7 protein-coding genes are annotated in these 7,901 nt (G+C 66.0%); all 7 read left to right on the forward strand.

Annotation, left to right across the window (positions count from 1 at the left end; genetic code table 11):
* Nucleotides 1-113: 113 nt before the first annotated feature.
* Nucleotides 114-1,379 (forward strand): efflux RND transporter periplasmic adaptor subunit, encoded by a 1,266-nt coding sequence (locus ACE026_RS09305; RefSeq protein ID WP_486038777.1) that lies wholly within the window; start codon nt 114-116, stop codon nt 1,377-1,379.
* Nucleotides 1,380-1,422: 43 nt separating this feature from the next.
* Entirely contained in the window at nt 1,423-2,148 is a 726-nt protein-coding gene (locus ACE026_RS09310; RefSeq protein WP_486038778.1) for an ABC transporter ATP-binding protein, read from the forward strand.
* An 8-nt stretch (nt 2,149-2,156) separates the two neighbouring features.
* Nucleotides 2,157-3,461, forward strand: coding sequence for an ABC transporter permease (locus ACE026_RS09315; protein ID WP_486038779.1), 1,305 nt, complete (start codon nt 2,157-2,159; stop codon nt 3,459-3,461).
* A gap of 16 nt (nt 3,462-3,477) precedes the next feature.
* Nucleotides 3,478-4,698, forward strand: coding sequence for an ABC transporter permease (locus ACE026_RS09320; protein ID WP_486038780.1), 1,221 nt, complete (start codon nt 3,478-3,480; stop codon nt 4,696-4,698).
* A 150-nt stretch (nt 4,699-4,848) separates the two neighbouring features.
* Nucleotides 4,849-5,115 (forward strand): PDZ domain-containing protein, encoded by a 267-nt coding sequence (locus ACE026_RS09325; RefSeq protein WP_486038781.1) that lies wholly within the window; start codon nt 4,849-4,851, stop codon nt 5,113-5,115.
* A 79-nt stretch (nt 5,116-5,194) separates the two neighbouring features.
* The gene (locus ACE026_RS09330) at nt 5,195-6,535 is read left to right on the forward strand and encodes a sigma-54-dependent transcriptional regulator (RefSeq protein ID WP_486038782.1); all 1,341 of its coding nucleotides are present in this window, start codon (nt 5,195-5,197) and stop codon (nt 6,533-6,535) included.
* The gene (locus ACE026_RS09335) at nt 6,532-7,899 is read left to right on the forward strand and encodes a sensor histidine kinase (protein ID WP_486038783.1); all 1,368 of its coding nucleotides are present in this window, start codon (nt 6,532-6,534) and stop codon (nt 7,897-7,899) included. Before ACE026_RS09330 ends, ACE026_RS09335 begins: the two co-directional genes overlap by 4 nt.
* Nucleotides 7,900-7,901 lie beyond the last annotated feature (2 nt).

A 7,901-nucleotide genomic window follows, 5' to 3' on the forward strand; every position in this document is an offset into this window, starting at 1 on the left:
CCCCCCCCCCCCCCCCCCCCCGCCACCCCGTTCGCAAGCCATTGTTTTAAAAGGGTGAAAAGTTGGCACGAAGTCTGCTTTGGTACTTCACAACCCAACCGCGAACGAGCCCCATGATCCGCGACACTTCCGCCCAGGACCAGACCCTTTCCTCGCATGCCGCGCCCGCCCCGTGGAAGCGCTGGCTGTGGCCGGCGGTCGCCGCGCTGGTCGTGCTGCTGGCGACCGGCTTCGCCGCCCGCGCCTGGCTCGGCGCCAGCCGCTCGTTCGACAGCGCCCGTGTCCGGGTGGCCGAGGTCACCCGGGGCGACATGGTCCGCGACATCGCCGCGGACGGCCGTGTGATCGCGGCCAACAACCCGGTGCTGTATGCGATCTCCGCCGGCAACGTGGACCTGAAGGTCGTGGCCGGTGATGTGGTCAAGCAGGGCCAGGAGCTGGCCGTGATCGACAGCCCGGAACTGCGCAGCAAACTGGCCCAGGAACAGGCCACGCTGGCCGGCCTGCAGGCCGAGGCCAGCCGCGCCACCTTGGATGCCACGCTGGCCCGCGCCACTGCACAGAAAGACACCGACCAGGCCGTGATCGAACGCCAGGCCGCAGTGCGCGATCTGGAGCGTTACAAGCGGGGCTTCGATGGCGGCGCGGTGCCGCAGGTGGATGTCGCCAAGGCCGAAGACACGGTCAAGAAGAGCGACATCCAGCTCGAACACGCCCGCAAGGATGCGATGCTCAAGGCTCAGGGCGCCGATCTGGACGCGCGCAACAAGCGCCTGCTGGCCGATCGCCAGCGCTCGGTGGTCACCGAGGTCGAGCGTCAGGTCGACGCGCTCACCCTGCGTGCCCCGTTCGATGGCCAGGTCGGCCAGGTGCAGGCCACCCAGCACACCAACGTGGTCGCCAATGCGCCGATCCTGGGCGTGGTCGATCTGTCCCGCTTCGAGATCGAGATCAAGGTGCCGGAGAGCTTCGCGCGCGAGCTGTCGATCGGCATGCCCGCACAGCTGACCGGCGGCAGCGGCCAGTTCGCCGGTGAGATCTCCGCGGTGTCCCCGGAAGTGGTCGCCGGTGAGGTCAACGCCCGCATCCGCTTTGCCGACAAGCAACCGCAGGGCCTGCGCCAGAGCCAGCGGATGCAGGCGCGCGTGCTGCTCGATACCCGCCGCAACGCCCTCAAGATCGAGCGCGGCCCGTTCGTCGAGCAGGGCAACGGCTACGCCTACGTCATGGACGGCAGCAGTGCCGTCCGCCGCCCGGTCAAGCTCGGTGTAAGCAGCCTGGGCGAAGTGGAAATCCTCTCTGGCCTGCAGCCCGGCGATCGTGTCGTGGTGTCCGGCAGCGATCTGTTCGGCGATGCCGAGCGCGTCTCCATCAATTGATTCAGCCCCTTTCCATCTTCTCGACCCTCAAAGGAAAACAGCCATGCTTGAAATGCGCTCGGTCGCCAAAGTCTTCCGCACCGAACAGGTGGAAACCCATGCCCTGCGGTCGCTGGACCTGCATGTCCGCGAAGGGGAGTTCGTCGCCGTGACCGGTCCGTCCGGTTCGGGCAAGACCACCTTCCTCAACATCGCCGGCCTGCTGGAGACCTTCACCAGCGGCACCTATCTGCTCGATGGCCAGGACGTCAGCCAGCTCGGCGATGACGCCCGCAGCCGCCTGCGCAACCAGAAGATCGGCTTCATCTTCCAGGGCTTCAACCTGATCTCCGATCTGAACCTGTTCGACAACGTCGATGTGCCGCTGCGCTACCGCGGCATGCCCGCGGCCGAACGCAAGCAGCGCATCGAGCATGCGCTTGGCCAGGTGGGCCTGGGCTCGCGCATGAAGCACTACCCGGCCGAACTGTCCGGTGGTCAGCAGCAGCGCGCCGCGATCGCACGAGCACTGGCCGGTAGCCCGCGCCTGCTGCTGGCCGATGAACCGACCGGCAACCTGGACAGCCAGATGGCCCGGGGCGTGATGGAGCTGCTGGAGGAGATCAATGCCAAGGGCACCACGATCGTGATGGTCACCCACGATCCGGAACTGGCCGCCCGCGCCAAGCGCAACGTGCACATCGTCGATGGCCAGGTCACCGACCTGCTGCGCGACCCGGTGCTTGCCACGCCGCGCCCCGCGGTTGCCGCTGCCATCGCCAACGACTGAGGCCGGCCATGATTGCTTACTACTTCCGACTGGCCCTGCGCAGCTTCCGGCGCAACAAGGTGCTGACCGCGCTGATGGTGATCGCCATCGCGCTGGGTATCGGCGCGTCGATGACCACGCTGACCGTGTTCCATGTGCTGTCCGGTGATCCGATTCCGCAGAAGAGCGATCGGCTCTTCAGCGTGCAGATTGATCCGCAGTCGGCGCTTGGCTACCAGCCTGGCGAAGAACCGGCCGACCAATTGACCCGCTTCGATGCCACCAAACTGCTGAGCGAGAAGCATGCCAAGCGCCAGGCAATGATGACCGGTGGCGGCGTCACCATCGAGCCGGACGGCAGCACGTTGCGTCCATTCTCTACCGATTCACGCTACACCTCGGGCGACTTCTTCCCGATGTTCGATTCCACCTTCCTGTATGGACAGGGCTGGAAGGAAACGGATGATGAAGGTCGCGCTCGCGTCGCGGTGATCTCCAAGACGCTCAACCAGAAGCTGTTTGATGGCGCCAACAGCGTCGGCAAGTCGCTGCGCATCAATGGCAACACGATGACTGTGGTAGGCGTGCTGGACGACTGGCACCCCAATCCGCACTTCTACGATCTCAATACCGGCCGCTATGGCGACAGCGAGGATGTATTCGTTCCGTTCACCACGGCCATCGAGCTGAAGTTCGACCGTAGCGGCAGCATGGACTGCTTCGGCCGCCGCAACGAACCCGACCCGACCGGCCCGACCGCCAGCTGCACCTGGATCCAGTACTGGGTGGAGCTGGAGAACGCCGGGCAGGCTGCGGAATATCGCCGCTACCTGGAAAACTACTCCGACCAGCAGCGTGCGGCCGGCCGCTTCGAGCGCCCCAACAACGTGCGCCTGCGCAATGTCATGGAGTGGCTGGACTACAAGAAGGTGGTCCCCGGTGATGTACGCCTGCAGCTATGGTTGGCGATGGGCTTCCTGCTGGTCTGCCTGATCAATACCGTGGGCCTGCTGCTGGCCAAGTTCCTGCGCCGGAGCGGTGAGATCGGCGTGCGTCGGGCACTGGGTGCCAGCCGCGGCCAGATATTCATGCAATCGCTCATCGAAGCCGGCACCGTCGGCTTGGCCGGTGGCCTGCTTGGCCTGGTACTGGCCATGCTGGGCCTGTACGCGGTGCGCCAGCAGCCGGTGGACTACGCCAAGCTGGCCACGCTGGATGGGCAGATGCTGCTGATGACCTTCGCGCTGACCCTGGTCGCCAGCCTGCTGGCCGGCTTCCTGCCGGCGCTGCGCGCCATGCAGGTCACGCCCGCCATCCAACTCAAATCGCAGTAAGGATCCGGAGCACATCATGGATATCCGTCCCATCCTCTCCACCCTGCGCCGGCACAAGACCGCCGCAGCGCTCATCGTGCTCGAGATCGCACTGACCTGCGCCATCGTCTGCAATGCGCTGTTCCTGATCGGGCAGCGCATCGAAAAGATCAACCAGCCCAGCGGCATCGCGGAGAGCGAATTGGTCGAAGTCCGCCTGGGCGGCATCGGCACCCAGGTCAACGCCGCAGCGCGCACCCGCGAAGACCTGGCGGCATTGCACGCCATTCCCGGCGTCAAGAGTGCCGTCACCCTGAACCAGATTCCGTTCCGCAACAGCTCCTGGAACACGGGGCTGGGACTGACAGCCAACCAGGAACGCTCGACGCTCAATACCTCCCAGTACTTCGCCCGCGAAGGCGCGCTGGAGACACTGGGCGTGGAACTGGTCGCCGGCCGCGATTTCCAGAGCGACGAGTACCGCGACGCAGCGGATGCCCTGACCGACGAAGACGCTGAGAAGTCCGGCTCGGCGGTCATCGTGACAAAAGCGATTGCCGACAAGATGTTCCCCGGTGGTGATGCTTTGGGCAAGACGGTCTACAGCGGTTCCATGCCGTTGCGCATCATCGGCATCGTCAAGGTGTTGGCCCGCCCGAATGCGGTTGACGGAGATATGCAGTATTCGATCATGCTGCCGCTGCGAGCTACCTATGAGGAAGGCTTCTACTTGATCCGTGTCACCGATCCCGCGCGTCGGGATGAAGTGATCAAAGCGGCGGTGACGGCACTGGAACGTGTCGATTCGAGCCGATTGATCCGCAGCAAATCCACCTACGAGGAGCAACGCAGGAAGTACTTCGCCAATGACCGCGCCATGGTCGGCCTGCTGATCACCGTGTGCGTTGCCCTGCTGGTGGTGACGGCACTGGGTATCGTTGGTCTGGCCAGTTTCTGGGTGCAGCAGCGGACCAAGCAGATCGGCATCCGCCGGGCGCTGGGCGCGACGCGCAGCCAGATCCTGCGCTACTTCCAGACCGAGAACTTCCTGTTGGCCACGGTCGGCATCGTGCTGGGCATGTTGATGGCCTACACGATCAATCTGTGGCTGATGAACAACTACGAGCTGCCGCGCATGCCCATCAGTTACCTGCCCATCGGCGCGGTACTGCTGTGGCTGCTGGGCCAGATCGCTGTCTTCGGCCCGGCGCGTCGCGCCGCCGCCGTCCCCCCTGCCGTTGCCACCCGGAGTGCCTGAAATGCGCCAGACCAAGACCAGGATCACGACCCTGTTGTTGTCCCTCCTGCTGGCCAGCGCACCTGCGCTGCCGCCACCCAGACCGATACCGCACGCCTGGAGTGGCGTGATGCCGGCCACCATCTGGTGGTGGATGCCCGGGATGGCATCGTGCGCGTCACCACCACCGAACCGAGCAGCTACTTCGGTGTGCGCAGCGGCGATCGGATCCTGCGCGTGGATGGCCAGCCCGTACGGCGCATGGCCGACCTCACCCATGCACTGGTCGGCAACAAGGCCACCCGTGTACCGGTCACCGTGCTGCGCAAGGGCAACCAGGTGACCGTGGATGTCGACACCGCCGCCTGGAGCGAGGTGCTGGCGGTCGAGACACCGCCCATCCCCCAGCCCGCAACGCCGCCACGCGCCGGCGGCTGAGGCCCGCCACGCCGGGCCATCTGCCCCTTGGCCCGGCGCTCCGGTACTCTTGATTCCACTTCCGGTCCTACGTTGCCGCATGCCCTCGATCCTGATCATTGACGACAACGCCAGCGTCGGCACCGCACTCGACGTGCTGTTCTCGCTGCACGACATCGATACCCTGCACGCGCTCTCGCCCGAGCAGGGCCTGGCGCTGCTGGAACAACAGCCGGTGGATCTGGTCATCCAGGACATGAACTTCACCGAGGACACCACCTCCGGCGAAGAGGGCGAAGCCCTGTTCCAGCAGATCCGCGCGCGCCATCCGGATCTGCCGGTGATCCTGTTGACCGCCTGGACACATCTGAGCAGCGCGGTCGATCTGGTCAAGGCGGGCGCGGCGGACTACCTGGCCAAGCCATGGGACGACCGCAAGCTGCTGATCACGGTCAACAACCTGCTGGAGCTCTCCGAAACCCGCCGCGAACTGGACCGCCGCCGCGACCGCGAGCAACGCGATCGCTCGGCGCTGGAGGCCCGCTACGATCTGCGCGGTGCCGTGGTGGCCGATCCGGCCAGCGAGCGCGTGGTCAACCTGGCCTGCCAGGTGGCACGCTCGGCACTGCCGGTGCTGATCACCGGCCCCAACGGCGCGGGCAAGGAGAAGATCGCCGAGATCATCCAGGCCAACTCGCTGGTGGCCAAGGGGCCGTTCGTCGCGCTCAACTGCGGCGCGATTCCGTCCGAGCTGATCGAGGCGGAGCTGTTCGGTGCCGAGGCCGGCGCCTACACCGGTGCCAACAAGGCACGCGAAGGCAAGTTCGAGGCCGCCGATGGCGGCACCCTGTTCCTGGATGAGATCGGCAATCTCTCTGCCAGTGGACAGATGAAACTGCTGCGCGTGCTGGAAACCGGCCGCTTCGAACGGCTGGGTTCCAACCGCGAGCGGCAGGTGAAGGTCCGCGTCATCAGCGCGACCAACGCCGACCTGCCCGCGATGATCCGCGATGGCCAGTTCCGCGAGGATCTGTATTACCGCCTCAACACCGTCGAGCTGGCGCTGCCGCCCTTGGCCGACCGCCCCGGCGACATCCTGCCGCTGGCCGAACGCTTCCTGGACAGTGGCAAGCCACTGTCCACCGCGGCGGCCACCGCGCTTCAGCGGCATGCCTGGCCGGGCAATGTGCGCGAGCTGCGCAACGTACTGCAGCGCGCCCAACTGTTCGCAACAGGACCGCGCATCGAGGCAGGCGATCTCAACCTGCCGCGCGCCGCGGCCCCGCGCGCGGCCAGCCCGGCCGTGGACCCGGACCGCAGCCGGATCGAAACCGCACTGGCGCATAACCACGGCATCATTGCCCAGACCGCTGCCGAACTCGGGCTCAGCCGCCAGGCGCTGTACCGGCGCATGGACCGTTACGGCATCCCGCGCGAATGAAGCGGCGCTCGTTCACCTTCCGGCTGTTCCTGCGCCTGCTGCCGGTCCTGGCACTGGCGGCTGCGTTCCCGTGGTATCTGGCGTTCTGGCTGGACCATGGTTGGGCGGTCACCTGCATTTCGGTTGTCGTGCTGCTGGCGCTGATGTGGTGGAGCCTGCGCCGCGCGACCGCACCGATCCGCTCGTTGCTGCGCGCCCTGTCCGGCACCACCAGCAGCTACCGCGACGGCGAATACAACTTCGGCATTTATTGGCCCTCCAATGATGAGCTGGGCGATCTGGTCCAGGCCCACCGCGAACTCGGCGATGTGCTGCGTGCGCAACGCCAGGACCTGGTCCAGCGCGAGCTGCTGCTGGACACCATGGTGCAGAACACGCCGGTGTCGATGCTGTTGCTGGCGCATGGGGGCGACGGCGTGCAGCGCGTGGTGTTCTCCAACCTGGCGGCGCGCAAGTTGCTGCACAGCGGTTGGAAGCTGGAGGGCCAGCGCATGGACGACGTCATGGCGACGATGCCGATCGAGCTGCGCGACGCCATCGCCCGCGGGGGCGACAGCCTCTTCGCGGTGCGTGGCGAAGGCCAGGACAGCGACGATGAGCGCGATGAAGACGACGAGCAGATCTATCACCTGTCACGCCGCAATTTCCATCTCAACGGCCGCCCGCACGATCTGCTGTTGATCCGCCTGCTGACCGCCGAACTGCGCCGCCAGGAAGTGCAGACCTGGAAGAAGGTGATCCGGGTGATCAGCCACGAGTTGAACAATTCGCTGGCGCCGATCGCCTCGCTGGCGCATTCCGGTGGCGAGCTGGTCCGGCGCGGCAAGACCGAGCGGCTCGAAGAGGTATTCGCCACCATCGAGGAGCGCGCGCGTCATCTGGAAGGCTTCATCCGCGGCTATGCGCGGTTCGCCAAGCTGCCACAGCCGCAGTTGCAGACCGTGCAGTGGAACCTGTTCCTGGGCGGGCTGCAGCACCAGATTCCGTTCCGGATGGCGGAGGTACCCGACGATCTGCAGAGCCGCGTGGACATCGCCCAGCTCGGGCAGGCGCTGTTGAACCTGCTCAAGAACGCGCATGAAGCCTGCGCTGATGCCGAACCGCCGAATGAAGATGTCGAGGTGCGGCTGACCCGACTGCCGCAGTGGCTGCGGCTGGAGGTATTGGACCGCGGCAAGGGCATGAACGAAGCGGTGCTGCAGAACGCGTTGATGCCGTTCTATTCAACCAAGCGCAACGGCACCGGGTTGGGCCTGGCGCTGACGCGCGAGATCGTCGAAGCGCACGGCGGCCGCATTTCATTGCAGAACCGCCGCGAAGGTGGCCTGTGCGTGGCGGTGTTCCTGCCGGCCGACGCCCGGTAGTG

This window comes from Stenotrophomonas sp. AGC87 (genome assembly GCF_057333975.1).

What these genes read in the sequence shown, in the direction of transcription:
- ACE026_RS09305 (WP_486038777.1), top strand. Translation starts at nt 114, where the DNA reads ATGATCCGCGACACTTCCGCCCAGGACCAGACCCTTTCCTCGCATGCC.
- ACE026_RS09310 (WP_486038778.1), top strand. Translation starts at nt 1,423, where the DNA reads ATGCTTGAAATGCGCTCGGTCGCCAAAGTCTTCCGCACCGAACAGGTG.
- ACE026_RS09315 (WP_486038779.1), top strand. Translation starts at nt 2,157, where the DNA reads ATGATTGCTTACTACTTCCGACTGGCCCTGCGCAGCTTCCGGCGCAAC.
- ACE026_RS09320 (WP_486038780.1), top strand. Translation starts at nt 3,478, where the DNA reads ATGGATATCCGTCCCATCCTCTCCACCCTGCGCCGGCACAAGACCGCC.
- ACE026_RS09330 (WP_486038782.1), top strand. Translation starts at nt 5,195, where the DNA reads ATGCCCTCGATCCTGATCATTGACGACAACGCCAGCGTCGGCACCGCA.
- ACE026_RS09335 (WP_486038783.1), top strand. Translation starts at nt 6,532, where the DNA reads ATGAAGCGGCGCTCGTTCACCTTCCGGCTGTTCCTGCGCCTGCTGCCG.